The organism is Candidatus Gracilibacteria bacterium (assembly GCA_010119145.1).
Taxonomy (GTDB): domain Bacteria; phylum Patescibacteriota; class Gracilibacteria; order BD1-5; family UBA6164; genus JAACSU01.
On the sequence record JAACSU010000008.1, the window covers coordinates 202,285 to 229,266 of the forward strand.

The 26,982-nt window shown below is 35.0% G+C and carries 21 protein-coding genes, 8 tRNA genes and 2 rRNA genes; 20 read left to right on the top strand and 11 right to left on the bottom strand.

The features are described from left to right. Window positions 1-19 precede the first annotated feature (19 nt). A complete protein-coding gene (locus tag GW846_04975; protein ID NDK10108.1) occupies window positions 20-1,288 on the top strand; it encodes a hypothetical protein in 1,269 nt (422 codons plus the stop codon). A 26-nt stretch (window positions 1,289-1,314) separates the two neighbouring features. On the opposite strand, the gene rpsR is transcribed toward GW846_04975, so the two are convergent. From rpsR to rpsF, 3 genes are read right to left on the bottom strand one after another with little or no spacing between them, the layout of a single operon-like run. After that, window positions 1,315-1,539, bottom strand: a complete 225-nt coding sequence (rpsR, locus tag GW846_04980) for a 30S ribosomal protein S18 (GenBank protein NDK10109.1) — start codon at window positions 1,537-1,539, stop codon at window positions 1,315-1,317. A gap of 56 nt (window positions 1,540-1,595) precedes the next feature. Continuing rightward, a complete protein-coding gene (locus GW846_04985) occupies window positions 1,596-2,003 on the bottom strand; it encodes a single-stranded DNA-binding protein (protein ID NDK10110.1) in 408 nt (135 codons plus the stop codon). A gap of 17 nt (window positions 2,004-2,020) precedes the next feature. Beyond that, complete coding sequence (gene rpsF, locus GW846_04990; protein NDK10111.1) at window positions 2,021-2,308, bottom strand: 30S ribosomal protein S6; 288 nt, start codon at window positions 2,306-2,308, stop codon at window positions 2,021-2,023. 165 nt (window positions 2,309-2,473) lie between these two features. On the opposite strand from rpsF, the gene GW846_04995 reads away from it, so the two are divergent. Beyond that, complete coding sequence (locus GW846_04995; GenBank protein NDK10112.1) at window positions 2,474-3,376, top strand: GTPase Era; 903 nt, start codon at window positions 2,474-2,476, stop codon at window positions 3,374-3,376. A 56-nt stretch (window positions 3,377-3,432) separates the two neighbouring features. On the opposite strand, the gene GW846_05000 is transcribed toward GW846_04995, so the two are convergent. The 3 genes from GW846_05000 to GW846_05010 all read right to left on the bottom strand — a co-directional run bounded on the left by GW846_05000 (window position 3,433) and on the right by GW846_05010 (window position 5,596). Then, window positions 3,433-4,605, bottom strand: a complete 1,173-nt coding sequence (locus GW846_05000; GenBank protein ID NDK10113.1) for a thioredoxin domain-containing protein — start codon at window positions 4,603-4,605, stop codon at window positions 3,433-3,435. Between the two features lie 279 nt (window positions 4,606-4,884). Beyond that, window positions 4,885-4,959 (bottom strand) — tRNA-Arg (locus GW846_05005). Between the two features lie 10 nt (window positions 4,960-4,969). After that, window positions 4,970-5,596: a helix-turn-helix domain-containing protein gene (locus GW846_05010; protein ID NDK10114.1), complete on the bottom strand. Its 627-nt coding sequence runs from the start codon at window positions 5,594-5,596 to the stop codon at window positions 4,970-4,972. 170 nt (window positions 5,597-5,766) lie between these two features. On the opposite strand from GW846_05010, the gene GW846_05015 reads away from it, so the two are divergent. The 7 genes from GW846_05015 to GW846_05045 all read left to right on the top strand — a co-directional run bounded on the left by GW846_05015 (window position 5,767) and on the right by GW846_05045 (window position 10,809). Continuing rightward, window positions 5,767-5,841 (top strand) — tRNA-Glu (locus GW846_05015). Between the two features lie 6 nt (window positions 5,842-5,847). Beyond that, window positions 5,848-5,922 (top strand) — tRNA-Met (locus tag GW846_05020). Window positions 5,923-5,978: 56 nt separating this feature from the next. Continuing rightward, a tRNA-Met gene (locus GW846_05025) sits at window positions 5,979-6,055 on the top strand. 103 nt (window positions 6,056-6,158) lie between these two features. Continuing rightward, window positions 6,159-7,532 carry a GTPase ObgE gene (gene obgE / locus GW846_05030; protein ID NDK10115.1) on the top strand — a complete coding sequence of 458 codons (1,374 nt, stop codon included), beginning with the start codon at window positions 6,159-6,161 and terminating at the stop codon, window positions 7,530-7,532. Window positions 7,533-7,636: 104 nt separating this feature from the next. Beyond that, entirely contained in the window at window positions 7,637-8,713 is a 1,077-nt protein-coding gene (gene prfA, locus GW846_05035; protein NDK10116.1) for a peptide chain release factor 1, read from the top strand. Window positions 8,714-8,737: 24 nt separating this feature from the next. Next, on the top strand, window positions 8,738-9,370 hold the full coding sequence (locus GW846_05040) for a tryptophan-rich sensory protein (GenBank protein ID NDK10117.1): 633 nt from the start codon (window positions 8,738-8,740) through the stop codon (window positions 9,368-9,370). A 119-nt stretch (window positions 9,371-9,489) separates the two neighbouring features. Next, the gene (locus tag GW846_05045; GenBank protein ID NDK10118.1) at window positions 9,490-10,809 is read left to right on the top strand and encodes a hypothetical protein; all 1,320 of its coding nucleotides are present in this window, start codon (window positions 9,490-9,492) and stop codon (window positions 10,807-10,809) included. 22 nt (window positions 10,810-10,831) lie between these two features. On the opposite strand, the gene pyrG is transcribed toward GW846_05045, so the two are convergent. Next, on the bottom strand, window positions 10,832-12,442 hold the full coding sequence (gene pyrG, locus GW846_05050) for a CTP synthase (glutamine hydrolyzing) (GenBank protein NDK10119.1): 1,611 nt from the start codon (window positions 12,440-12,442) through the stop codon (window positions 10,832-10,834). Between the two features lie 307 nt (window positions 12,443-12,749). On the opposite strand from pyrG, the gene GW846_05055 reads away from it, so the two are divergent. Together GW846_05055 and GW846_05060 are read left to right on the top strand one after the other, a co-directional pair. Continuing rightward, window positions 12,750-12,986, top strand: a complete 237-nt coding sequence (locus GW846_05055) for a DUF378 domain-containing protein (protein ID NDK10120.1) — start codon at window positions 12,750-12,752, stop codon at window positions 12,984-12,986. A 102-nt stretch (window positions 12,987-13,088) separates the two neighbouring features. Beyond that, a complete protein-coding gene (locus GW846_05060; protein ID NDK10121.1) occupies window positions 13,089-13,658 on the top strand; it encodes a hydrolase in 570 nt (189 codons plus the stop codon). On the opposite strand, the gene GW846_05065 is transcribed toward GW846_05060, so the two are convergent. Then, window positions 13,659-14,645: a hypothetical protein gene (locus GW846_05065; GenBank protein NDK10122.1), complete on the bottom strand. Its 987-nt coding sequence runs from the start codon at window positions 14,643-14,645 to the stop codon at window positions 13,659-13,661. Between the two features lie 94 nt (window positions 14,646-14,739). On the opposite strand from GW846_05065, the gene GW846_05070 reads away from it, so the two are divergent. Beyond that, entirely contained in the window at window positions 14,740-15,798 is a 1,059-nt protein-coding gene (locus GW846_05070; protein ID NDK10123.1) for an aldo/keto reductase, read from the top strand. Window positions 15,799-15,917: 119 nt separating this feature from the next. Beyond that, the gene (locus GW846_05075) at window positions 15,918-17,372 is read left to right on the top strand and encodes a mechanosensitive ion channel (GenBank protein ID NDK10124.1); all 1,455 of its coding nucleotides are present in this window, start codon (window positions 15,918-15,920) and stop codon (window positions 17,370-17,372) included. A gap of 22 nt (window positions 17,373-17,394) precedes the next feature. On the opposite strand, the gene GW846_05080 is transcribed toward GW846_05075, so the two are convergent. The 3 genes from GW846_05080 to GW846_05090 are packed head-to-tail and all read right to left on the bottom strand — an operon-like array spanning window position 17,395 to window position 19,333. Next, window positions 17,395-18,339, bottom strand: a complete 945-nt coding sequence (locus GW846_05080) for a hypothetical protein (GenBank protein ID NDK10125.1) — start codon at window positions 18,337-18,339, stop codon at window positions 17,395-17,397. Further along, a complete protein-coding gene (locus GW846_05085; protein NDK10126.1) occupies window positions 18,333-18,929 on the bottom strand; it encodes an HAD family hydrolase in 597 nt (198 codons plus the stop codon). Before GW846_05085 ends, GW846_05080 begins: the two co-directional genes overlap by 7 nt. Continuing rightward, the gene (locus GW846_05090) at window positions 18,914-19,333 is read right to left on the bottom strand and encodes a hypothetical protein (GenBank protein NDK10127.1); all 420 of its coding nucleotides are present in this window, start codon (window positions 19,331-19,333) and stop codon (window positions 18,914-18,916) included. Before GW846_05090 ends, GW846_05085 begins: the two co-directional genes overlap by 16 nt. 287 nt (window positions 19,334-19,620) lie before the next feature. Here GW846_05090 and gyrB point away from each other — a divergent pair, with 287 nt between their 5' ends. From gyrB to GW846_05125, 7 genes are all read left to right on the top strand, one after another. Continuing rightward, entirely contained in the window at window positions 19,621-21,534 is a 1,914-nt protein-coding gene (gyrB, locus tag GW846_05095; protein ID NDK10128.1) for a DNA topoisomerase (ATP-hydrolyzing) subunit B, read from the top strand. 407 nt (window positions 21,535-21,941) lie between these two features. Beyond that, window positions 21,942-22,016: transfer RNA gene (locus GW846_05100), tRNA-Asn, on the top strand. Between the two features lie 55 nt (window positions 22,017-22,071). Continuing rightward, window positions 22,072-22,159, top strand: a tRNA-Ser gene (locus tag GW846_05105). A 23-nt stretch (window positions 22,160-22,182) separates the two neighbouring features. Further along, window positions 22,183-22,270, top strand: a tRNA-Ser gene (locus GW846_05110). 30 nt (window positions 22,271-22,300) lie between these two features. After that, window positions 22,301-22,376: transfer RNA gene (locus GW846_05115), tRNA-Ile, on the top strand. Window positions 22,377-22,763: 387 nt separating this feature from the next. Next, a 16S ribosomal RNA gene (locus GW846_05120) occupies window positions 22,764-24,237 on the top strand. 129 nt (window positions 24,238-24,366) lie between these two features. After that, a 23S ribosomal RNA gene (locus GW846_05125) occupies window positions 24,367-26,982 on the top strand; the annotation flags it as partial.

The following is a 26,982-nucleotide window of genomic DNA, read 5'->3' on the forward strand; positions in this document are numbered from 1 at the left end:
ATTACTTTCTAAGTTCTGTATGAGGAATGAAAAAATAGGATATCACAATGAGTTTACTCCAAATGAAATACTAGCCGGGGAATTTTATGATGCCTGTATTCCAAGTCTAAAAGCAAGACTTAAAGATAATCCTAAAATAGCTATAGTTATACCAGGTGGTGCTATGAAAGGTAGTTGGATATTATGAGCTATTGCATGACTGAAAGAGGCATGAATATGTGAGAAAGATATTTCACTTGTTTTATGACCTTCTGCAAGTTCAGGATCACTTGCATATTTTGTGAGCTGACAGTTTGATGAGTGAAAAAAAATATGGTTGAACGGACTCAGTGATAATAAAAAATTTTTACTACAAAATGCACAGGTAGAATTTTTAAAAAGATTGCTAATTAAGAGGTTATCAGAATGAGTCGCGTCAATACATAAATTCTTCTCTCCAATTATATGAATTAAGTGTTTATCAAGTTTGAATGAGTTTGTTGAATGATATATTTTATCTGAGGAAGATCTATTTTATTCTGATAATTATCCAAAAATACTCGATGTTACAGAGGTAATTAGATTATTTTCAGAGGATATAACAAATGAGACTTGAGTTATAGAGTGAGTACAGCTTGATTTTGATGCATTCAAAAATTCTCAAATGACTATCGTTATTCCAGTACGTAATGCAGATACAGGTGAAAAAGAGTATTTCAGTAATAAAGAATGTGAATGATGTACTCTCATAACAAGTCAGAAAATGATGCTGGAAGTATTGCAAGCTACAAAAACTGTCCCACTCATGGCGGGAGCACCTGTATATATTGGAGAGAAATGAAAGTATGATGATGGTAGTTTTGCAGACCCACTTCCAATATGAGTTCATCCAACTCTTTCCTGTGATTCTATTAACTTAGGACATATACTCATTAGCAAAGATGGTCAAACGATACGAGATGATGTACTCCCGATAGTTCTTATACCAGACAATGCATTACAGCCAAATAATCAACGTATAAGATCTTTTACAAAGAGAGTTGTGAATATTTTAGATTCTGGTAATAGATGAGATATCTTAGATAAAGGAGAGCAAATCTACACATCAGAATACTTAGAAATGCTCCAGAACTTAGCAAAGAAGTGAAAAATAGTACTTATATTTCACTCTGGGAAAAAGATTTCAAAACTAGATAATTCAAAAGCAGCTATTCAGGCATGATATGAATCATGAAAACAAGTAACTCAAAACAATCCTTTGAGTAAATTAATCTCGGTTCATATTACATCAAAAAAACCTCAATTATAAAATTGAGGTTTTTTACTTGAAGAGAATTACCCTTCGAAGTTAGGATCAAATGATTTCACAAAAGGCATAAGAGCCATAATTCTTGCTCGTTTAATTGCTTGAGAGAGTTTCTTTTGTTTTTTAAGAGAAACACCTGAGTAATATCGTGGTACGATTTTACCAAACTTGGTAGTATATTTTTTAAGTAGTTCTACATCTTTGTAGTCTATAGTGATATCCTCAAGAGGACATGCTTTTTTTTCAATTGCCATATCTCGTTTATTAATAAATAGGTATCACTGCAATAGTGATTTTGTAAGAGGTGTATTTAAAATTTATCATCGTCTCCGTCATCGAAGAATTCAGAAGAACTTTCATCTGAGACACCTACATCATCAAAGTCGCTTTTTTTATTGAGAAATATAATATTTCCTGCAACAACTTCAGTTTTGTAGATTCTTTCACCACCATCTTTTTCAATGATTCGAGTTTTGAGTCTCCCTTCTATATAAATGAGTTTTCATTTTGAAAGAGATTGTTCGACTCGTTCCGCTAGGTTTCCCCAAGCAACACAGTTATGAAACTCAGCTTCAGACTTATCTAGTCCATCGCTTGTTTTGTAATATCTGTTTGTTGCAATAGTAAACATTGCGATTTTTTTTTGATTATCAGTTGATTTCACGAGAGGGTCTCGTGTGACGTTTCCGATAAGAATAACTTTATTAATCGTTCTCATAGTTCTTGTGTAATGAATTATGCATCAAGATTTACAAACATATATCTCCATAAATTTTTATCGAGATTCATATTGGTATTTAAACTCTTAAGTCCTTTTCCATCAACTTCAAGATCGAGTAGGATATAGTATCCTGTATCAGAACCTTTAATTTTGTATGCCATTTTCTTTTCACCCCAAACATCATCTTTGTTCAAAGTTGCTCACAGATCAGTGAGAGATTTTTTTACAGCGTCTATGCTGCCATTGATTGCCTCTTCTCCTGCAGTAGGATTGAGTATCATCATACATTCGTAATGTGCCATTTTTTCCTATGGATTACATCTTTTGATCTTGTCAAAAGAAGGATATAAAATAAGCTTTTTTAAAGCAAGCGAATTCTATGGAAATGAGCCACATTGTCAAAAGAAAATTGACATGTGTGAAAAATTGGAGAGTATTAATTTATAACACTTAAATTTAAATCAATTATGCAAGAACTCAATCTCCAAGATATCCTCGATAACACGAGCGACCTGTGAAGTAAGAAGGTATGATATGTTGCTATAGTTGGGAGACCAAATGTAGGAAAATCAACATTCATAAATACTCTTATTTGAGAAAAAATAGCTATCACGAGTCACATCCCTCAAACAACTCGAAATAAAATACTTGCAATGTATAATGATGAGGATGCACAAATTATATTTTTTGATACTCCAGGAATTCATGAATCTCAAAAAAAATTTAACGCGCAAGTAAATTCTCAAGCACTTTCAAGTCTTAATGATGCTGATATTGTTCTCTATTTTATAGACAGTTCACGACCAAGGGGTGCAGAGGAGGAATATATTGATGAGATTATTCAAAAAGTAGAAAAACCGGTTTTTACGGTTTATACGAAATTGGATTTGCAGCCCGTAATACAAATCCCAGAAGGAGAAAACATTTTCAAAATCTCAAGTTTTGATTTCACTGGTTTTAAACCTCTGGTTCATGCTATAAAGGAAAAACTGGAAGTAGGACCTATGCTCTTTTCAGAAGATTATTATACGAAACAAAATATATATTTCAGAATTTCAGAAATTATTAGAGAAAAACTCTTTCTAGTCCTCAAAGAAGAACTCCCACATAGTATATTTGTAGCGGTTGAAGAGATAGAAGACACAGAAAAATGACTCAAAAAAATATCGAGTTATGTCTACACAGAATCTGATTCTCAAAAATATATTATTATATGAAAAAACGGTGCCCTCATTACTAAAATAGCAACAGCTGCTCGCAAAGAACTCGAAGAAATATTTAATCAAAAAGTATTTCTCACTGTAAGAGTCAAAGTAAAAAAGAATTGGAGAAAGGACGAGAGTTTTGTAAATAAGATGCTCAATCAATAGAATATACAAAAAAAAGACTTCCTAGAATTAGGAAGTCTTTTTTTTGTTATGTAAATTTATTTTAACATTGAGTCAATAACAGCTTCAAAAGCACTTGCTGGGTAAGCACCAGAAATTACTTCGTATTCACCAGTAGCATTGTTCACAAGAACATTTCATGGAGTTCCAGTAATTCCAAATGCATCTTGTCAAATAGCCATTTGAGATGTAACTTTTTCAGCATATTTTCCTGAATCAATACAAGTTTGAAGTTCTTCACCGTTAATATTATTACTTCCTGCTATTTCTATAAGTCCAGGAATAGTCATATCTTGATTTGGGTATTTTTCATATAGTTGAGCTATAATTGGATAGAGAACTGATTCGTCTTGTTCCGCTATACATTCTAGACCTTCTGCTCATTTTTGAGCTTGAGCGTGAAAATCAAGTGGAAAGTGTTGAAATACGATATTAATATCATCACCATATTTTGCTTTGATAGCTTCAGGTGTTCCTTCGTTATGAAGTTTCGCACAAAATGGACATTGTACATCACTGTACTCAATCCATGTTATTTGAGCATCCAGATTTCAATCTATATATCCATCGGCTTTAATAGCAGTAACTATTTCTGAGTTATCTCCGAGTTGTAAAAATCATTTATCACTTCGAGTTGCATATGGATCAAACGTTGATGGAAGTGCGAGAGTGTAATTATTATCAGGAAGAGCCGTGAGGAAATCTGTTATTTGAGTTCCACCACTAATACTATTAGTATTAAATGTTATAGCTGGAAGTAAAGTGACATTATTATCTTTCAAATATGATTCTACTCAAGCGTCGCTAAAATCTTTTCTTACAAATGTTGCTCATGCTAAGAATGGAAGAGATTCTAATTGACCGACAATTTCGTCAGTTTGACAATCAGTACATCTAGCATCATCATACACTACAACTTCAATATCTTCAGCAGGTGTAGCTGCTACAATTCATGATGTATTATTATTGTTTCCCATGTTTGCTCCTACAAAAAATGCAAGTCCAGCTATTATGAGCATGAGAACTATGATAACACCATAGAGTAGGTGAAGCATACTTGAATTACTTTTAATTTCTTTTGTATTTTCACTAATATGTCGAGCATTCACTTCTTCCATATGAGCTACTGATTCAACAGTTGTATCCTTTTTGGCTACCGTTTTTCTCGGAGCTCGAGGTTTTTTAACTAAGTCTTCTTTTGGTGCTACCATAATTTGAGCGTATTATAATATAAATAACTGCTTGCAGTTTAATGTTTTTATACAAATAATAAAAAAACTTTGAGCTTTTGACTTAAAGTTTTTCAATTTTAATGTATAACTCTTAATTATAGAAACAAAAGTAAGAGTGAGATAAGAATATATTTTATCTTAAATGGTGTCCCCAGCAGGAGTCGCCGCAAGTCGGGCATCCGTTTTATTGCTCTTACTCATTGCAATAAATTTTTCTTTTAGAAAAAACCTCCATTCTCCTCCTTTATGTCGTATGTATGGTGTCCCCAGCAGGAGTCGAACCTACGTCTACCCCTTAGGAGGGGGTTGTTCTATCCACTGAACTATAAGGACAAAAGTATTCTTATATTTTTAAAAACCACAAGAGACCAAGTCCAATCATGAGTATTAAACAAAATGCTATCAATATAATATTAGTAGACTTTTCGTATTTCAATTTGTTAACGAGATCTGATTCTTTTACTTTCAGAGTTTCAATTTCTTGGTGAAGACTTCATTTCGATTCTTCAAGGAGATATTGAGATTTTTTGAACTCAATAACACTTACAGAGTTTTTTGCTATTTCTTGAGCCTGACCAAGTTTATGAGAGATATCTAAAATAATCTGATCCTTATTTTTTATTTCACTTCGAAGATCTAGGTATATTTTTTCTAAAGTAGCTCTACTTTGAGCATCTATTATACTGGTACTGTGTGACTGAGGATTTTGTGAACTTTGAGAAGTATGGTTTTGTGCTTCAGAATTACTGTGTGATTGTTGCGTGTAAGACTGTTTTTTTTCTTGGGGCATAATAACCTCAGCTTTTGAGTCAGAATTATCCGAACTCATATTTTCTACATCTTGAGCATGGATGTAAATAATCTTGCCATCTTTTTTACTTCTGAGTTTTCCAGCTTTCACATATCTGTCGACACTTCGTGTCGACATTCAAAGTTTGTCAGCAGCTTCTGCCCGTGTTATACTGTACATTATAGTGATAGTAAGTAGTATATTTGTCTATAACACTATAAAGAGAAAATACTTCCAAGCAAATGATTTTGATACACATAGATTGACTCTTAAAAAAATACTTCGAAAAAACTTGACTGAAGCTATTTTTATATATAATACCCGAGCTATTATTAAATAATAGTTTGTGTGTGGCTATCGTCTAGGGGTTAGGACACCTGGTTTTCATCCAGGCAACCGGAGTTCGATTCTCCGTAGCCATACCATTGTTTCGCGGAGTAGAGAAGTGGTATCTCGCAAGGCTCATAACCTTGAGGTCATTGGTTCGATTCCAATCTCCGCAACCAAAATAAAATATCAAAAAAGCTGAGACTGACCTTTAGTTCAGCCATCAGCTTTTTTTGTCACTATAGCTCAGTTGGTTAGAGCGCGGGATTCATATCCCCGAGGTCGGTGGTTCAAATCCACTTAGTGACACCATATAAAAATAAATAAATAGTTCTTAGATTAAAACTAAGAACTATTTTTTACGAAAAAATCAAAAAATAAGTATACTGGTCCTAATAATTATAAATATTCACACATGTTCATCGATGAAGTAGCAATCAAGGTTATAGCAGGACACGGTGGAAGTGGTCTGGTTTCTTGGAGACGAGAAAAATATATTCCAAAGGGTGGCCCTTGGGGAGGAGATGGTGGAAATGGTGGAGATGTATTTCTCTATGCTGATGCAAATCTCAACACACTCAGTGATTACCGACATAAAAAGGTACTGACAGCAGAAAATGGAGAGGGGGGTATGCCGAATCTCTGTCATGGAGCAAACGGTCAAGATCTGATTTTAAAAGTACCAGTTTGAACGCTTGTTCGAAATAAAGAAACTATGGAACTTATCGTTGATATGAGTACGAAAGGTATGAAGGTACTTATCGCTTCTGGTTGAAGAGGTGGTTTTTGAAATGCCCATTTTACCAGCTCGACAAGACAAGCTCCTGCATTTGCAGAACTTGGAGATATCCCAGAAGAGCATGATTTATTTCTGGAGCTAAAGCTTGTAGCTGATATTGGAATCATTGGAGTTCCTAGTGCTGGGAAATCTACTCTCATTTCTAAACTCTCTAATGTAAAACCTAAGATTTGAGATTATCCATTTACTACTCTTACTCCAAACTTGTGAGTACTTGATTATAAAGGGAAATCTCTTGTTCTTGAAGATGTACCTGGCTTAATTCCTGGAGCCTCAGAGTGAAAAGGACTTGGAATAGAGTTTCTTAAACATATTGAGCGAACATGAGCACTGCTTCATCTCCTTGATTTATACAGACTTGATAAACTCATTACAGATTATCAAGATATCAGACACGAACTCGCATTATTTTCGGAACTTCTTGAGGAAAAAGAAGAAATTGTCGTTTTTTCTAAAGCTGATCTTCTTGATGAAGAAATGAGAGACCATATCATTTCAGAATTTAAAACGATGTATCCAGAGGTTAAAACCTTTACTATATCTGCTGCAACTGGTCTTTGAATTGAAGAACTCAAGGATTATTTAGTGAAACATTATACAAGAAAAGAAGACCTTAACTACCAACAATCAAAAGAGGAACAAAATACAAACGAACATACTGTTTTTGATCTTAAAAATGAAAATGAAGATCCAAGAAAGGTTCAAGTAGATTACCTTTGAGATCTCATGTTTCAAGTGGAATGAAAGAGACTCGAACAAATAGTTCGTATGACTGATTTTGAAAACGGAGAAGCTGTCATGAGAGTCTATGATGTTCTTGATAAAATGTGAGTTATACGAAATGTCGAGAAAAGACTCGACGTGATTTTAAAAGAAGAAGGAAGAGATAATAGTTTTTTCTTTGAAGGTTCGGGAGAGGATGATATCACTCCAAGAATTTTAATATGAGAAAAAGTAGTATTGCTTGATAAACTGAAATATAAATTATAAGAAGTAAAAATCCAACTATTTAGTTGGATTTTTTTAGTTAGCTTTCTTGCTATTTTACCACTTTTGGCTACACTTTGTGGAAATTTAAAACATTATATAGTAGTATGAAATTTAATCTAGACTCACTAGTAACGGAGTATCAAAACCTTGAAAACCAACTCTCTGATCCAGAGATTTTTAAAGACCAAAAAAAAGTTAAAACGGTAGCTACTAGAAAAAAATCAATAGAATGAGCTGTAAATCTCTATAAAAAATACAAACAAATCAGTGAAACACTAGTGGAAAATAAAGAAATGCTTGGAGTTGAAAAAGAAGAAGAAATGAGAGATCTTTTAAAGATGGAAATTAACGAAGCTGAGGATCAAATCCCAGTTCTTGAAGAAAAACTCAAAGTAGCGCTGTTGCCCAAAGATCCTAATGATGATAAGAATATTATCGTAGAGCTCAGAGCCTGAGCAGGTTGAGATGAAGCGGCACTATTTGCTTGAGAATTATCACGAGCCTATCTCGCATTTGCTGAAGCTCAAGGCTTTAAGACGGAGATTTCAGAAAAATCAGAATCTGAGGGTGGATGAATTAAAGAGCTTATTTTTGAAATACGAGGAGAAGGAGCCTATAGTTTATTTAAATATGAATCTGGAGTACACAGAGTTCAAAGAATTCCTGAAACTGAGAGTAAAGGGAGAGTGCATACGAGTACTATAACGGTGGCTATTATGCCTGAAGTAGATGATATAGATATTGAAATTCGAGAAGAAGATCTTGAAGTCAAGGCTACGAAGTCATCTTGAGCTGGTGGACAGCATGTAAATACTACTGATTCTGCGATTCATATGGTGCATATTCCAACCTGAGTTTCAGTATTTTGTCAGGATGGACGAAGTCAGCATAAAAATAGAGAAAAAGCATATCAAATACTCAAGGCAAAACTCTACGCACTTGAAGAAGAAAAGAAACAACAAGAATTAGGAGAAGCACGACTCGCTCAAGTAGGGAGTTGAGATCGCTCTGAAAAAATAAGAACCTATAATTTCCCTCAAGACAGAGTCACAGACCATAGAATTTGACAAAATTTTTCAGGTATACCCCAGATTATGGCTGGGAGACTTGAGCCAATAATGGAGTCTTGTGCACTTGCTGATCAACAAATGAAGCTCGAACAAGCAGGAAAAACAGTATAGTTTTTACCCACTTAATATAATGCTATGAATATTACTAAAGTTTTACTATGAGTACTTTTAGGATTTATGTATTATATGAATTACCTTGGGGCTGCAACAAATAAACTCTGAGTAAAAATATCTGAATTAGGAGTTATTTTTCCATTTAGTTTTATGCCTCCAGCATGGGTGTTTATGCTATCATGGGCCAGTATTTTTATTGGCCTGCTTATTTGGTACTTTGTAATAGTTTGCAAAAAAAATGCGCTGAGTTGTAAAGAGCTTCAATTATTTTTTATATCTATGATTCTTAATATCACGTGGCTTATAATGAGCTGATTATGATTCACAGTTGTAAGTGTTATTGTTTTAGCCGCATTATGAGTCACAATTGCTATGATGATAGTGAGTCAAAATAGTAAGTCAACTCACCATTCTCTCACTTCAATCGTGTGGTGAATATACTTTTGATGGATATTAATTGCAACAGTCGTAATATGATTTTCTCAAATAGTATATGTATATAATCCAGTGTTTGCCCTTTGAGAAACTTGGATGTATAGCATTATTTTATGAGCTTTTCTCTCAATAATTATAAGTTACAGAATTCTCTGAAATATTTATGCATTGATGTGGAGTATGTTTATTCTCACAGCTTGTTTAATTAAACTTATGTAGAGCAATTTTTTTATTCAAGCCTAGTTTAGTAAATATACTGCAAGCTAAAACGTTGAAACTTGACTCATGGATAAAATATATAGTACAATATAAGTATTATATATTTTTTCTTAAAATTTATGTGAGTAGAAAATAGAGCAGAGAGGATTGCTGGGGTTGATGGGAGAATCACACAATCTGACATTGATAGACTCAGTACCCATGATAATCACTGAGATTTAAGTGCTGCAAAAAAGGTGCTTCCAAGTTCTTTTTTTAGACAACTTGAGCATGGAAAATGGTTTGGTATAGGAGAAGGGTCAGACCTTAGTAGATTGTGATACCTCGCAAAACTTAACCAAATTGAGAGCAATTATTTGGATGAAAGAGTATCAATTCATTCTGTGCAGCAAAAACAAAGTAACTCACTAAAAACAGAGCTTCCACGAGGGTATGAATCTGTTATGTTTTGAAGAACCCTTCGACTTGCTAAGCCATTTATGAGAGGACAGGACGTTCAAATATTTCAACAACTTCTTTCTTCAAAGTGATCACAGTATAACTGTGCCAGTTCAAATTGAGTTTTTGACTGAGTTTTTGGACCTCAAACACAGTCTCAGCTTAAAAAATATCAACGAGATGTTTTATGACAAGGTGGAGATGGAGTTATGGATATGTGAGGACAAACCATGATTTCTCTTACTTGAAATGCATGAAATCCAAATCCATCAGATCACTCAAACTTGCAAGCACGGGTATCCACTAGAAATGCTCCAGTAACTCCAAATATAAGATCTCGTAATACCCCTCAGACGAGAACTAATGAGAGACTTAGTTCAAGAAATATTGAAGCAGCGAGTCAGTATTTTGATGCTGTGGTAGGAATAAGTTCATCAGTTGGAAATGGGAGTGGTTCATTTATAGCACCAAATGTTATTATGACAGCCGCGCATGTAGTTGGAAATGGAAGTGCGAGAAATATGAAAATAGAAAATATGAACGGAAGTAACTTTCAGGTAGAAAGTATTGCCAGAATACCTTGAGAAGATGTAGCTTTTATCACAGTAAAACAATCATCAACAAATAACTTTAATCTCAATGTATGATGAAGTGTTTCATCCTTGAATGATTCTATCATGTTATGAACACACAATGGACAAGCTCAGTTTAGATTTGCCGATCAAGATAAAGATATTTCACAAGTTAAAAGAGGACAAAAATTATTTAATACAAGTTACTCAAATCAAGATATAGACAATGATTGACAGGTGAATAGAGTAGATCACCGTGTGACACCACATCTTACAAAGAGATGATATAGTGGTGCAATGATAATTTCTCCAGATGGTAAACCATTATGAATGGCTACTTGAGCATTTCATAATTGAAATGGAGCAGGTATGATGGAACCAATTAGAGACTTACAAAGAGCATATGCTAGATTTTTACAGGTATCATAAAAAAAATAATCCCAAATTGGGATTATTTTTTTATACATGCTGCTATCAATCACATGAAAAGTGGAGCAGGATTTTCAAGGTAACTACAGAGTTCAGGATGAGATTGTGTTCAGACATAAAATGGATGTTTTGAATCATCAAGTTCTATAAATTGAACAATTCCTTCTTTTTTACTTACTCCAGAAATATGCATGTCCGTTGATTCAAACTTCTTAGCAAAATCTGGGTTCAGTTCGTAGCGATGTCGAAATCTCTCGTGAATCGTTCCAGATTTTTTTATTCGCTTAGCCTTTTTGTATAAATCTCTTATTTTTCCATCAGTTAATATACTAGATTGTCGTCCAAGTCTCATGGTTCCTCAGAGATTCACTACTTTTTTTTGACTGTCCAAAAGGGTGATGACGTCATATGGCTGACATTTTTTATTGAATTCTAAACTATTAGCTTCTGGAATTCCAAGCACATTTCTTGTAAATTCAATTGCCATAAGTTGCATGCCCAGACAAATACCGAGACAAGGTATTTTATTCTCTCTGATAAATTTAAGAGTAGTTATCATGTTTTCAATAGCAGTATCTCAAAAACCTCATGGAATTATACATCATTCACAATTTTCAAGTTCTCAAATACCATCTGTATCTCGAGTATTAATGAATGTAATACTAACTTTTACTCAAAGACTGTGACCCGCATGTATAAGCGAGGCAGCTATACTAGAGTATGAATCCTCAAGAGCAGTGTATTTTCACACAATTCATATATTTATATTTTTATCTTGTGAATGAGCGAGAGTATCTTTCCATATTTCGAGTTTATCGCTTTTTTCATACCCAATTTGCATCATTCATTGAATGAGGCTATCAAACTTTTGTTTTGCGAGAATTTCTGGTATTTCATAAATAGATGGAACATCAGGAATTGAAAATATTCTTTCTTTTCTCAGATTTGAAAAAAGTGCAATTTTTTCTCTTGATTCTTTTGTAAGTTTTGCCTTTCAACGAGCGATTATGATATCAGGAAAGAGCCCTCGTGATTGTAGGAGATTAATTGATTGTTGTGTTGGTTTCGTTTTTTGTTCATGGACTCACCCAGGAATAGGAACATAAGTAAGATGAATATGTAAGACATCCTCTTTTCTTTTTATCCTACGCATTTGTCTAATAGCTTCTAAATAAAGCTCAACTTCTATATCTCAGACAGTTCCCCCAACTTCAATCATACATATCTCAGCTTGAGTCTGATTAAATACTTCCTCCATTCTCTCGACGATATGATCAGTGACATGAGGAATCATCTGTACCGTTTTTCATAGGAAATCTCCTCTTCTTTCTTTTTCAAGTATTCACGCATATATCTTTCCCATTGATATACTTTGAGTTCAGGTACATTCTCAACCTATAAATCTTTCATAATGACCAAAATCCATATCTACTTCTGCTCAATCAGAGAGTACAAACACCTCTCAGTGCTCATGAGGATTCATAGTTCCGGGGTCAATATTGAGGTATCAATCAAGTTTTATTGGGACAACTTTATACTTTTCTGAGAGAAAAAAACCAGTTGCTGCTGTAGTGACTCCCTTTCAAATACCAGAAATAACTCAACCAGTAACTATGATATATTTTTTTCTCATTATTTAGATTTATCAAAAATTAGTCTAAAGTATAATGAAGAATCATAAAACTAAAAATAATATTCAATTCTTGTAATCTTCTTACTCTTTATAATTATAATAGTCTTGTTTTTATTAAATGTTTGTATGTGTACGGCAGTTTCTGCTTCGTGTTATACATCTTCATCAGAAGATATTAATCAAAAATACAGGAATCATATCCTGTATTTTTTTGTATTTAATATTCTAAATTAATAATCTTCTTATTAAATTCTTACAATTCTAAAGTATTATAACTATGTTATTTTTATATATTAAATTTTATATTATGAAAGCATTTGATTCGATTGCGTTACTCCTTCTTGTTATTGGTGGAATTAACTGGGGACTAATAGGAGCTTTTGACTTCAACCTTGTAAATACTATTCTTGGTGGAGTTCCAGTATTAGAGACTATAGTTTATATTTTGGTATGAATAGCTGCATTATTTGTTCTATTTTACGACGGGAAAAGACTACTAGACTTCTCAGATAATAACAATAATACTGTAAGATCACGAGTATAATTCATTTCTTAAAAAAATAAGGCATTTTACATGCTTTATTTTTTTGTTATATTTTTTAGATTATTGAATATACTCTATATATTAGTTATTAAACAAAATATTATGAATCTCCCAACAGAGCAACAAGCTCATGACCTCATAGAAAAATATTCAAGTTCTACGCAACAGCATCTTTATCAAGTTTGAGCTATTATGAAGTATTTCGCAGCAAAACTTTGAGAAGACACACATTATTGGTGGCTTGTTTGAGTATTGCACGATATAGATTGGGACCATATTGAAAAGGATGGGAGTAAGCATATGAAGGATGATTTTGAATCAATACTTTCAGAAATAGACGCTCCATCAGAGTTACTAGGAGATATAAGAGCTCATGGTTTTTTTCTTGATGGTATCGAAGAAGAACCAAACACACTTGTAAGAAAATATATAAATGCAGTAGATGAACTCTCAGGATTTATTTGGGCATATTTTCGAATGATTCCAAGCGAAGATGTTATGGATATCAAAGCTAAATCTATAAAGAAGAAACTTAAAGATAAGTGATTTGCAGCAGGAGTAGATAGAGAACATACGATGAATTGTGAAACCATGCTTGATATTCCACTGGACGATTTTATAGAAGATATTAAATATGCACTCAAAGAGAGTGACAGGACCTGGATAAAGTAATTATAGAAGTCGATTTTTTATACCATTTAAAAAAATTTTTTTCAAAGCGTGTAAATCTCAAAGTTCGTACACTGCATTGTACGCAAACTCATATTCATATAAATTTACATCTCTAAATGTAATAGCACTACATCAATGAGATATCAGAATAGCATTTACAAGTATTCTACTGAGTTCAAGATTATAATTACTATATGGAGCAATATAAGGCAAGAATACGAGTACAAAAAATGCTTTTTCGTATACATTGTCGATTTTTTCTAGTTTTTCCAAAAATAATTCAAATTGAGTTTCTAGAAAATGTAAATCAGCAATAGTTTGATAACTAGTATTTTTTATAAAAAGTTGAAAACTTCTCAGGGTTCATTGCAAGTGAGTTTCGATTTTTCATTGAGTAAGTAATGTATGAAGTTCATGAATTTCTATTTCACTGGTAAATGCATCTGCGTTTCATTCAAACAAAATATTGATAATGTTTTTATAATTGAGTATTTTTTGACTATGAGTATAGGAAACTCACTTAGGAAAATGACCGAACTTAATACAAACTTCAGTATCTAAAAGTGAGTAAGATGTTTCTCATTCTAAAATATTGGAATAATAACTCAGTTCTATATATATATTTTCCATAAGGGATAGATTTTCCGTGTAGGAGTAACGAAATCTCTTCTTTTCTTGAAGTTTTAGTATTGTTTCTTCACTCAGTAAAAAATCTTGATTTGGAATATAAGAGCTCAAAAAATCTTCGTTATATATTTTTATTTCTCGTTTTGATACTGCTTGAGATAAATAGGACTGAACATTAACGGGTTCAGTATATTTTCATGGAGTTGTTCGTATCATTTTGTTTTCAAACAATAGAGACTTGAAGTCCTGTGTTAATGTATGCGTATCAACTTTTAGCACATTCATAACTGACAAGGCATCTATCTCACCTGATTCTTTCAGAAGTTCTAAAATTAAATTTTTACGTTGAGCTGAATCCATAATATAATTTACAAGTTATAAAAAAATACTAACATACTTTTGAATATTACACTACAAATCGTACTATATTTAAAATACCACTTAAATTTAAATTATGAAAAAAAATAAACTTTGAAATACGTGAATTGATGTCACGAAAATATGTCTTGGAACCATGACTTGGGGACATCAAAATACAGAACTAGATGCCCATAATCAACTCGATTATGCTATTCTAGAAGCGTGAATAAATTTTATAGATACTGCTGAGGTCTATGCTATTCCACCATCACCAGATACAAGCTGACTTACAGAAAAATATATAGGAACTTGGTTTGCTAAAAATCCATGAATCAGAGAGTCAATTATTCTTGCAAGTAAGTTTGTCGGACCTTGAATGGATTGGATTAGAAACGGACGAGGGTTACATGCTCCTGATATGCGAGCTGCAGTAGAAGGGAGTTTAGAAAGACTTCAAACTGATTATATAGACCTCTACCAATTACATTGGCCACAACGGTCCGTCAATAAAATGGGGAAAATGAATTATGAGTCATCGATGCATTCTTCTCTTGATCACGAAGAAGATCATATTGTATCACTTCTCAGAGCATTTGAAGAATTACAGAAAGAATGAAAAGTAAAGTATCTTGGACTTTCTAATGAAACTCCTTGGGGAACAATGAAGTTTTTAGAGCTTGCTCGAAAACATAATCTTCCTGAAATACAAACAGTCCAAAATCCATATTCTCTTTTAAATAGGCAATATGAAGTTGGCTGAGCTGAAATATCATTATTTGAATGAGTAGGACTTCTAGCCTACTCTCCACTCGCTGGATGAGTTCTCACATGAAAATATAATAATGGCCAAATGCCTAAAGGTTCTCGATACGAAACTTGGGGAAGTGCGAGACAAAAACAAAATCTTAATGATCGAGCTCTAAGCTTTGTGGAGAGCCTCCAAAATATCGCAGATAAAGTAGGTATTTCAGTAACTCAACTTTCACTTGCTTGGGTCAATCAAAAGGAATATGTTCATGGAAATATCATTGGAGCTACGACCCTTGAACAACTCAAAGAAGATATTGACTCAATAAACATTAGGCTTTGAGATGAAACACTCCATGAGATAGATAGTATATTTTCACAAAACCCAAATCCAGCTACCTATTAGTTGTACACTTACATAATTTATATATAAAAATACTCGCAATCTGCGAGTATTTTTATAATTACTTGTAAACTATTTTATTTGCATAAAATCTACTTTTTATACTTTGTAAAATTATACTATTGAATACTTTCATAAGATATTTTATTAAAACACTATTTTTTCTGTTTATTTTTACATCTGCCGGATGAGTGAATGCAGAGAGTTGAGATAGTTCAACCTGATCTATAGTAATACCAATGGAGTCAAATCTTGTAATTTCGCAAGATGGAAAAAAATTATGACTCTTTTCAACTATGGATCTCATTGACTCTATAGAAATAAAAATTACTGAAACACAATGATCAATTCAACTCTTAGAAGGAGTAATGCAGCAAACGAATGAAAAAGTTACTGCCTTAGATATATCCTATAAAAGTTGGAAAAATACTCTTTCTTCTCTTAAAAGTACCCAAACTCAAAGTTGAGTGATAGATCTAAATCTCATTAATAAACTTCCAGAAAGCCTACAAGTTATGACTCAGGATCTTGTTTCACAATTAGAGCTAGAATTTCAAGCAGCTGAAATCACAAATCTAGAGGATGTTTTCAGAATAGAAGAACGAATCACTGAATCCTATGAACTCAAGAATAATGAACTAGAAATTTTACTAGAAACACAGGAGATGAAGATGAAAAATCTTCTACAATCCCTTGAAATATTCCAAGATGAGCTCATTTTACAACAAAAATTATTACGAGAACTGTATAAAAACCAATGAAATAATTTAGCTCAGCTCTTACTTATTCTTGCAATAATATTTTTATTTTCACATTCTACTAGGTGGATAATACATTCTAGAACGAAACTTTCAGACGATAAAAAAAACGTATTAGCATGAGCTGTGAGATGGATTACTAACTCTGCTTTTGTTACTGTAATAGCTGTCTTCTTCTTTTCAGAACTTTTAAATTTTCTGCCTTTTGTAGCAATACTTGGTACAGCTATTGGTTTTGCACTTCGAGATATTATATCATCATTTATTGCTTGGTTCCTCATTGGTCACAAAGATTCTGTCTATAAACTCTGAGATGTAATTGAAGTAGAGTGAGATAATGTATTTGGGAGAGTCTTTAAAATCTCTCCGGTAGTGACTACTATTCAAGAGCTCGGACTTTCAGGACCAAGTGGGATGTACAAGACTTTTCCAAACAAGGCAGTATTTGAAAAATCTATTAAAAATATCTCAAAAATCAATGGTTGGATTTACATAACTATTGATATTATCTTAGATAAAACCAGTTCAATTACACTTTCAAAAAAGATACTGCTTGAATCTATGCAACACGTCCTTCAAGATGATAAATACAGTTCCCCTGCTGATTCGAGGGCACCATTTAAGAGATATTGAATTACAGAGGATCATATGCACCCAGAAATATTTCTCGATATAAAACCTCAAGGTATTTTTCTGAGATGAAAAGTATTTGTTTACTGGCCAGAACGACATTGAGTTCGTTCAGATATTGTTGAGCTGTTCTTCGAGTGCTCACAAAAAGAAAAATCTGTCGTTATTAAACAGCTTGAAATTGGGTAGAAAGGGATAATTAATACTTTAATTAGATTCTTGGAGAAATAAGTATATCGTAGCCAGAATATCCAAGTTCTCATAATTGAGACTGATTTATATTGAGAGTCGCTTGTTTCCATTTTAAGTAGAGTGGGACTCAATAATCTTTTCAAATATCTTCTTCTTGGAATAGTATTCTTACTCAAATCTCTTCAAGGCATCATGTAATTTGAGAGATTAATTTTCTTGAAAAAACATCTTGTAATGGACTGTCCTCACTTATATTTTCAATAATACCTTTTAAAAGTGGGAGTTCACTTCCATTCAATACACTTTCTATAAAATTCAAATACCATTCTACTTTTGAGAGAAAATGTTCAGAATTTCATGATAAAACTTCATGTAAACTCACCATAAGAGCATCGAGTTTATCAAAATATGAAAGGAGTTGTGATATTACATCGCACTTTTCTATACAGGATTCCAAAGCTCTTGTTTCTTCAATACTTATCTCACTTCAAAGTATGTTTTTGCATAAGTCCTGTACTAAACCTCTTTCATAAAGGATATGTATATTTTCTACAGCAGCTTCAAATTGTTTTTTTATAGGAGTTGGTACATCTCAAAAAATTGATAAAACTTCTGTGTTATCGTGATTTCTAGCTAAGAATAAAAGTAACTCTACATTTATTCATAATTGAGTGAGCTCTAATTCAAATAGAAGGATTGTTTGATACATTCTTTCTTGATGTACTCATACATAATCTTGATAATTCATTCTGAGTCATATATTGTGATCTCAATTTTCTCAGAATCTTCTGAGTCTATGAGAACTTTGCTTGAGAGTTTCAATACTTATAGCATCACTATACCTTCATTCTATAGTATCTAATATTCGTTGTTTGTTTTGAGAGAGTTCTTCATTAGTACTTCAACAACTCAGGCAGTATTTTGTAATATCTTGTTTTAAAATTTTGATTCCACTTTCTAGCATAATTCTAAGATTTTATTTAATTCCTGAGTACTTGAAATTATTTTATAAGGACTTCATTTTTCGAGTCGAGCTCTTTCATGAAAACCAAAATCTACAGCTATTGTTTCAACTCCTACTTCATTTCCTTCTAGTATATCTCAAAGGGTATCTGTAATAAAGTAACAATCATCTTTTGAAAAATCATATTTGTTGAATATATATTTAAATTTTTCTACTTTAGATTTGTGGAAGTCTCCTCCAAGGACTTCAGTAAAGTATTCCATTTCATGATGACACAGATATTTTTCAATAGAATATTCTCTGTTACTTGAAATTATAAACAGGGTATAATCCTGAGAAAGTTTTTCGAGTTCCAGTTTTGAAAAAAATGGTATACACAAACACACATCTTCAAAATAAAGTTTACGAAATAGTTCTCTTGATTCTCAGTGAAATGATACAGCTGGAGTTTCAAAAACATTTCAATCGTGATGAGCTTTCCATTGTTCTACAGTGGTATCACCTAGTCCTGCCATCTTAATTTTTTGATGAGAGTAATCAAAGGTATCAGCCAAGACTCCATCGAAGTCGAAAATTAAGTATTTTTTCATGGGAGAATTTGTATTTTTGAATTATTTAAAATTGATTGGCATATTCTATCAACTAAAGCACAAGTTCTATGTATAACTTTATCTGCATCTTGTTGAAGCATTCTAAATTCTATATCACTTTTTTGAGAAAATTCTGTATTATGTATAAGATTATGGAATCTTTTCATTTTTTCTTGAATGATCCAGTATTTTTTTTCAAATATTCTGTCACAAGTATCGAAAAATTTGTTATCTTCTTCGAGACAGTAATCAATTTCTATCGAAATTCAATGAGGTATTCATAATTCCGTAAGACGCATTGAACAGATTGAAGTAAAATCTGATAATGAATCATATCATTCTAAACAGCTTCTAACTCAATCTAAAAATGGGTCTTCATAATCTCCTAAAAGTCATACAATCATTGAATTTTCATAGTTTTAAAGTATTTATTTACAATAATAGAAATATATTTATAAAATACAAACTTAATATTTGGTACTTAACTCGGCCTCTCGCGAGTTTTTTTATTTTTATCGTCTGGGAAAAATTTAAGAAAATATATAAAAATACTGAATTTGTTTAAATTTACGCAAAAATTGGCTTTAGGAAACACGATAAAAAAAGTCTCGTCTGGAAAAAAGTAAAATTTGACCTTGATTTGAGAGTCATTATATTAGATGATGTATATTTCCAAAAATAAAATCAATCTATGGCAGAAATGAAAACAGGACATGAAAATTATGGTGCTGATAATATTCAGGTACTTGAAGGACTCGAACCAGTTCGAAAACGTCCAGGTATGTATATCGGTTCTACAGATGAGAGAGGTCTCCACCATCTTGTATGGGAAATCGTAGATAACTCGATTGATGAAGCAATGGCAGGGTATTGTGATTCTATTACTATTAAGCTACATAAAGATGGAGCATGTAGTGTTGAGGATAACGGTCGAGGTATTCCAGTAGAAAAACATTCAAAAACATGAGTTTCTACCTTGGAAACTATCCTAACAGTCCTTCACGCTGGATGAAAATTTGGTTGAGGAGGGTATAAAGTATCAGGTGGACTACATGGAGTTGGTGCTTCAGTAGTAAATGCACTTTCTACAAAACTTGAAGCGTGGGTCCACAGAGACGGGAAGATCTATTACCAGTCATTTTCTATGTGAGTTTCAGATGGTGATGTTGAGGTTGTTGGAAAAACTAAGAAAACAGGAACAATCATAAAATTTTATCCTGATGCTAGTATTTTTAAGATGACAACGGAATTTGATTACAAAACAATCAAGAACCGAATGCGTCAACAAGCGTACTTAACGAAGGGAATCAAGCTCACATTGAATGATGAACGAAAAGACAATAACTATAAGTTTTATTTTGAAGGAGGGATTAAATCATATGTTAATTTCTTGAATAAAAATGAATCAACTATTGGAAAAGTCTTTTATGCTGAGAAAGAGAAAAATGATATCCTTGTAGAGGTTTCAATCCAATATAACAAAGACTACTCGGATAACATAATATCATTTGTAAATAATATTCACACTCCAGAAGGGGGAACGCACATGACTGGGTTTAGAACAGCCCTGACTCGAACAATAAACAAATATGCTCGTGATAAAGGTATTTTAAAAGAAAAAGACCAAAATCTTACAAACGAAGATGTGATAGAAGGTATAGTTGTTGTTCTTTCTATTAAAGTCATTGATCCTCAATTTGAAGGTCAGACAAAAGCGAAGCTTGGAACTACTGAAGCGAGGTGAGCAGTTGACAGTGTCTTTTCTGAAAAGTTCATGGAGTTTCTTGAAGAAAATCCTGCTTCAGGAAAATCAATTTGTGAAAAAGTAAATCTTGCAGCAAAAGCGAGACTTGCTGCAAGAGCAGCTCGAGATACTGTTATTAGAAAAGGAGCTCTTGAGGGTATGACACTCCCTGGAAAGCTTGCCGATTGTTCGAGTAAAGATCCAGCCGATTCTGAGATATATATTGTCGAAGGAGATTCTGCAGGTGGTTCAGCAAAGCAATGACGTGATAGAGAACATCAGGCTATTTTACCACTGAGAGGGAAAATCCTCAATACAGAACAAGCTCGTATCGACAAGATATTTGCCAGTGAACAAATTAAAAATCTCATCATCGCAATGGGGACATCTATAGGTGAAACCTTTGATATATCAAAACTCAGATATCATCGTATAGTTATTATGACAGATGCTGATGTTGATGGAGCTCATATCCGAACATTGCTCCTGACATTCTTCTTTCGGTATATGAAAGATATCATAAAAGGAGGATATCTCTATATAGCACAACCACCTCTCTATAAGCTTACAAAGGGGAAAAACTCTTGGTATGTATACAATGAAGAACAAAAAGAAATGATTATCGCAGAAAACGATATTATAGGTGATAATATTCAACGGTACAAAGGTCTGGGGGAAATGAATCCAGAACAACTTTGGGAAACAACTATGGACCCAGCAGAAAGAAAGATGTACAAAGTAGGGATAGAAGACTCACAAAGGGCTGATGAAATGTTTAAGATACTTATGGGGGGTGAAGTTGCTCCACGAAGAAAATTCATTCAATCAAGAGCCAAGAGTGTAAAGAACTTAGATGTCTAAGTTATATATAAAAAGCACCTCAGTATGAGGTGTTTTTTTATATATTCCTGAGTTATAGTATAATACTAATGAAAAATTAATTTGAGCCAATATTCGCAAGAGAATCATTAATATATTTATGTACAATTTTATTGTATATCGACTGTTAAAAACTTGATAAAATATCATAATTTTTTTTATCATAAAAAGTTTGACATATAGCCAAATACTAATAAAATCCTCAAGCTTTTTTCGTTCTTGAAATACTCTGCTTTTTGAAAGAAATACTTTTTCTCTTTTGATGGAATACACTCATATATAAGATAGTTGCAGCACTTTCGGTGATTCCTATGTAATATATACAGTATCTGTAAAAATTGTGAAAGAAAAAATTGAGTATTCCTAATTTGTATTTAGGGATAGAATATTCCCCCGTAGCTCAGCGGTAGAGTAGACGACTGTTAATCGTTTGGTCATTGGTTCGAATCCAATTGGGGGAGCCATAAAAAAACTATATATATAAGGTAGAGAAACTTCTCTACCTTATATATAATTTACGGAGAGGTGCCAGAGTGGTCGAATGGAACAGTCTTGAAAACTGTCGTGGGGCAACTCACCCAGAGTTCGAATCTCTGTCTCTCCGCCATTATTGTTTTGGAAAAGTTAATTGGAAAGGTGCCAGAGTGGCCGATCGGGCTCCCCTGCTAAGGGAGTGAACCTCCGGGTTCCGAGGGTTCGAATCCCTCTCTTTCCGCCATTATATCCTGAGCTTTCCCGAGCAAAATTGGGGCCTGTAGCTCAGTGGTTAGAGCAGTCGGCTCATAACCGATTGGTCGTTAGTTCAATTCTAACCAGGCCCACCATATAGTATTGATTGAGATTACGTTGCTAATCTTAAAAAAAAGAGTGGAAAAACACAGTAGTATAGTAGTATTTAAACAGGATATCTAAGGAAAATATAAAAAGGTTAAAAAAAGTTTTGACTTAAGCTATATATCCAATACAATCCTCCTGCTTTAGAAAAAGAGAAACATTATTTGGACATAAGATTGAAGCTCGTCAAACCAGCTAAATGAAAGTTAAAAAAACTTTTGACAATCGATACTTTAAAAATACAATCTCTTAGCTTTCAAGAAGCAAACGTTCCTTAAAATAAACAGAATATTAGAAAAAAATGACCTTTAGTGCTTTGGAAAAAAACTAAAAAATCAAAGACCTATTTTCGTATTTATACTTAAATAGGCATTACGTTTAAAAGAGTTTGATCCTAGCTCAGGGTGAACGCTAGCGGTGCGCCTAACACATGCAAGTCGAGCGGTAGAAGAGAGAAGCTTGCTTTTCTCTTTGAGAGCGGCGAACGGGTGAGTAACACGTTGGTATCTGCCCCCAAGTCAGGGATAGCCATTGGAAACGATGATTAATACCGGATAGTCTCTTCGGAGTAAAAATTTATTGCTTGGGGAGGAACCTGCGTTCTATCAGCTTGTTGGTGAGGTAATAGCTCACCAAGGCTATGACGGATAACTGGTCTGAGAGGATGATCAGTCACAATGAAACTGAGACACGGTTCATACTCCTACGGGAGGCAGCAGTGAGGAATCTTCCACAATGGACGAAAGTCTGATGGAGCGACACCGCGTGAAGGATGACGGTCTAACGATTGTAAACTTCTTTTCTGAGGGAGCATAATGAGAGTACCTCAGGAATAAGGGACGGCTAATTACGTGCCAGCAGCCGCGGTAATACGTAAGTCCCAAGCGTTACCCGGAATTATTGGGTGTAAAGGGTTCGTAGGTGGATTTTTAAGTCAGGTATGAAAGACCAGAGCTCAACTCTGCGTTTGTGCTTGAAACTGAAAATCTAGAATCAGGGAGAGGTAAGCGGAATTCTTAGTGTAGGGGTGCAATCCGTAGATACTAAGAAGAACACCAAAAGCGAAGGCAGCTTACTGGAACTGTATTGACACTGAGGAACGAAAGCGTGGGGAGCAAAAAGGATTAGATACCCTTGTAGTCCACGCCCTAAACGATGATAACTAAGTGTTGGGAATTGTCCCAGTGCTGAAGCTAACGCGATAAGTTATCCACCTGAGGAGTACGGTCGCAAGATTAAAACTCAAAGGAATAGACGGGGACCCACACAAGCAGTGGATCACGTGGTTTAATTCGACAATAAACGGGGAATCTCACCCAGACTTGACATCCTGAGAATCTTTGAGAAATCAGAGAGTGCCTTTACGGGAGCTCAGTGACAGGTGCTGCATGGTTGTCGTCAGCTCGTGCCTTGAGGTGTTCGGTTAAGTCCGTTAACGAGCGCAACCCATGTCTCTAGTTATTATGTCTAGAGAGACTGCCTTGGTTAACAAGGAGGAAGGTGTGGATGACGTCAAATCAGCATGGCTTTTACGTCTGGGGCTACACACATGATACAATGGTATGTACAAAGAGCAGCAATACGGTAACGTGGAGCCAATCTTCAAAGCATATCTCAGTCCGGATTGAGGTCTGCAACTCGACCTCATGAAGTTGGAATTGCTAGTAATCGTGAATCAGATATGTCACGGTGAATGTGTTCCTGGGTCTTGTACTCACCGCCCGTCACGGCATGGGAGTTAGTAATATCGGAAGCTCCTCTATGAATATGGGGGTCCATGGTAGGACTAATGACTGGGCTGAAGTCGTAACAAGGTATCCGTAGGCGAACCTGCGGATGGACTATCTCCTTATATTTTTCCTTAAAGTGTCTAATTGTTGTTTTTTTCTAATATCTTGTTTATTTTGTCCTTTAAAATAATCTGATCAGTCAAAGTTAAGTAAATAGAGAAATGAGACATGAATAATAGTGTAAACTATATTAAAATTTATGTATGGCACAAAGTGGATGCCTTGACTCAAATATCCGATGAAGGACGTACAAGTCTGCGATAAGCTTGGAGGAGTCGACAAGAGACGTTATTACTCCAAGATTTCCGAATGGGGGAACCCAATACAAGTAATTTGTATCATCCGTAATACGGAAGGACACACGGTGAACTGAAATATCTAAGTAGCCGTGGAAAATAAATCAAAAGAGATTCCCTGAGTAGTGACGAGCGAAACGGGAACAGCCCAAACCATAAGATACGCGTAGGTAGCTTCTGTACTTATGGGGTTGTAGGAATAATATTCGGGGAGGCTAATAAACCGAATATACTGTATTATTATTAAGAGAAATGTAATGGAATGCATACCATAGAGGGTGAAAGTCCCGTATCCTAAAATAATTTTACCGTGTATCTATTATTTCCTGAGTAGGATCAGGCACGTGTAACCTGGTTTGAATCTGGGGAGCCCACTCTCCAAGGCTAAATAGTATTTGAGATCGATAGTGAACTAGTACCATGAGGGAAAGGTGAAAAGAACCCCGGGAGGGGAGTGAAATAGAACCTGAAACTTTGTGCCTTTAATGAGATGGAGCCTTCGGGTGACATCGTACTTTTTGTAGAACGGACCAACGAGTTAATGAGTATGGCAAGGTTAAGACAGTTATAGTCGGAGCCGTAGTGAAAGCGAGCCTGAATAGGGCGACTTAGTCATATTTATTAGACCCGAAACTAGGTGAGCTTCCCATGAGCAGGCTGAAGTAAAGGTAAAACTTTATGGAGGGCCGAACCATTTGGAGCTGCAAGTCCATTGGATGACTTGTGGGAAGGAGTGAAAAGCTAATCGAACCTAGAGATAGCTGGTTCTCCGCGAAATAGCTTTAGGGCTAGCCTCGGTCAACTATTACAGAGGGGTAGAGCTCTGATAGGGCTAGCGGGACGCGAGTCTTAGCAAACCCTGATAAACTTCGAATACTCTGTAAACTATACCGGGAGTCAGACGGTGACAGATAAGTGCCATCGTCAAAAGGGAAACAGCCCAGACTACTATCTAAGGTCCCTAATTTATAACTAAGTGGAAAAAGATGTGAGATTGCTGCGACAACCAGGAGGTTGGCTTAGAAGCAGCCACCCCTTTAAAGAGTGCGTAATAGCTCACTGGTCAAGCGATCTTGCGCTGAAAATTCAACGGGGCTAAGTTATAAACCGAAGATGTAGAATTAATTTATTAATTGGTAGCGGAGCGTTCCGTATGTTGATGAAGGTGAAGGGTGACCTTTGCTGGAGATATCGGAAGTGAAAATGTTGGTATGAGTAACGTAATGAAGATGAAAACTCTTCACACCGGATACCCAAGGTTTCCTACGCAACGTCAGTCGACGTAGGGTTAGTCGGTCCTAAGGTGCAACCGAAAGGTGGAGCTGATGGATACTAGGTTAATATTCCTAGACTATGTATATGAAGTGAAGGGGGGACATATCGGGATATAGAAGACTCTGAATGAATTGAGTTACGAAGACAAGTCTTAAGATGTAGGAAAATCCGCATTTTTATTAAGGGCGAGTCCAGTTATGGTGCTTTTGCTAGCTTGCTAGTGAGAAATCCGGCTTCTACTATATTCTGGTATCGAGAAAAGCCTCTAAGCGTTAATTGTATATGTAACCGTACCGTAAACGAACACTCGTGGGTTAGTGGAGAACACTAAGGTGGACGAGATAACCATGCTTAAGGAACTCGGCAAAACAGCGGTCGTAACTTCGGGATAAGACCTGCCTGGCTTCTAATTTAGGAACCAGGCCGCAGCGAAAGAACTCAGGCGACTGTTTACCAAAAACACAGCTCTGTGCAAACTCGTAAGAGGATGTATACGGGGTGATGCCTGCCCAGTGCTAGAAGGTTACGGGGATGTGTGCAAGCACTGAACTTAAGCCCTAGTGAACGGCGGCCGTAACTATAACGGTCCTAAGGTAGCGAAATTCCTTGTCGGGTAAGTTCCGACCCGCACGAATGGCATAACGGTCTGAGTACTGTCTCAAGCATGGACTCGGTGAAATTGCAATGTCGGTAAAAATGCCGACTACCTGCAGCAAGACGGAAAGACCCTATGGAGCTTTACTATAGCTTGGTATTGGGTTATGTTTTAAAATGTGCAGAATAGGTGGGAGACTATGAAGTATTGACGCTAGTCGGTATGGAGTCACCTTTGAGATACCACCCTTTTTAAAATGTAACTCTAACCCGTAATACGGGGACAGTGCTTGGTGGGTAGTTTAACTGGGGCGGTTGCCTCCTAAAGAGTAACGGAGGCGCGCAATGGTCAACTATCTTCGGATGGAAATCGAAGAGATAGTGTATTCGCATAAGTTGGCCTGACTGAGAGACCTACAAGTCGATCAGACACGAAAGTGGGCGAAAGTGATCCGGCACCAACGAGTGGAAGTGGTGTCGCTCAACGGATAAAAGTTACCCTAGGGATAACAGGCTGATCGCGTCCAAGAGTTCACATCGACGACGCGGTTTGGCACCTCGATGTCGGCTCGTCGCATCCTGGGGCTGGAGAAGGTCCCAAGGGTATGGCTGTTCGCCATTTAAAGCGGTACGCGAGCTGG